The following is a 1,305-nucleotide window of genomic DNA, read 5'->3' on the forward strand; positions in this document are numbered from 1 at the left end:
GCCCGTTGACGGCCTCCGTAGGACCGTTGCTGGTGCCAGGTCGGTCGAAGAACGCGAGAATGTCAGCGGCGCGTTGCTTCAGCGTCCGGCCGAGCTTGCGCAGCTCGACGAGCGGGGTCGGGACCCCGCTGGCGAGTGAGTCGATGAGCTGCTGCATGGCGAACCTCCCCAGACCCCGGTCGGGTTCCCGATATGCGGTGACCATCCGCTGGTAGATGCCCCAGGTCGCCTCGACCTCGGCATGTCGCTCATCGGCGAACAGCGCTTCAAGGCGGGCTTGTTGCTTCTCGGTGAGCAAGCCGGCACCGGTGTGCAGGGTACGACGCGCCGTGTAGAGCGGATCATTCTTCCTCCCGCGCCGCCCGAACGCATCGCGCTGGACGCGGCGGCGGCACCCATCGAGCGCGTCACCGGCCAGCCTCACGACGTGGAAGGGATCCATCACCGTCACCGCCGCAGGCAGCTCTTCGACGGAGGCGGTTTTGAACCCGGTGAACCCGTCCATCGCGACGATTTCGACACCGTCTCGCCAGGTCTGCGGCCGATCCGCGAGCCAGGTCTTGAACACCGCCTTCGAGCGTCCCTCGACCATGTCCAGCAGCCTGGCAGGTCCCGTTCTCTCACGGACCGGTGTCAGGTCGATGATGACGGTCACGTACTTGTCGCCGCGGCGGGTATGCCGCCAGACATGCTCGTCGACGCCGAGCACTCGGACACCGTCGAACCGGCCCGGTGCGTCGATCAGGCGGCGTTTGCCCGCGGTGAGGATCGCGGTGTTCGCGGTGTGCCAGGACACGCCCAGGCCGGCAGCGGCGCGCGAGACGGTGAGGTGCTCGATCACGATGGCCTCCAGCGCCCACCGCATCCCGCCGCGAGACAGCCTCGCTCGTGCGGGCGCGGCCTGGGTGAGGTCTTCACGCCAGGACCGCCCGCACCCGGGGCCCGCGTATCGGCGGACGCGGACCAGCAGCGTGGTGGGTCGGTGTCCGAACGGCTCGTGCGCCAGGTATCGGGCATCCGTGCCTCGGGACAGTGCCTGGCTGCCGCAGCCGCGGCACCACGGATCCGGCTCGGCAACGCGGCACTCCAGGACCGCACGGTCCGGTTCGATGTGCTGGCCCACGGCTATGAGGCCGAGCTCATCAAGTCGGCAGAACACGGTCAGGTCAGGGGTGGCGAAGGTATCGTGGGGCATGTCGGGGTCTTCCGGATGGGCAGTGTAGGAACTTCCATCATCGGGAGGCCTCGACCCTCACCCAGGCAGCGACGCGCCGGCCGCACCTACCTCCTCGATTACGAAGAGCC

1 protein-coding gene is annotated in these 1,305 nt (G+C 68.5%); it reads right to left on the minus strand.

What is annotated here, in order from left to right; translation table 11 throughout:
* The coding region (locus KKR01S_RS10405; protein WP_061225939.1) for an ISL3 family transposase at positions 1 to 1,195 on the minus strand (1,195 nt) is incomplete at its 3' end.
* Positions 1,196 to 1,305 lie beyond the last annotated feature (110 nt).

It is taken from the genome of Rothia kristinae NBRC 15354 (genome assembly GCF_001570865.1).
Taxonomy (GTDB): domain Bacteria; phylum Actinomycetota; class Actinomycetes; order Actinomycetales; family Micrococcaceae; genus Rothia; species Rothia kristinae.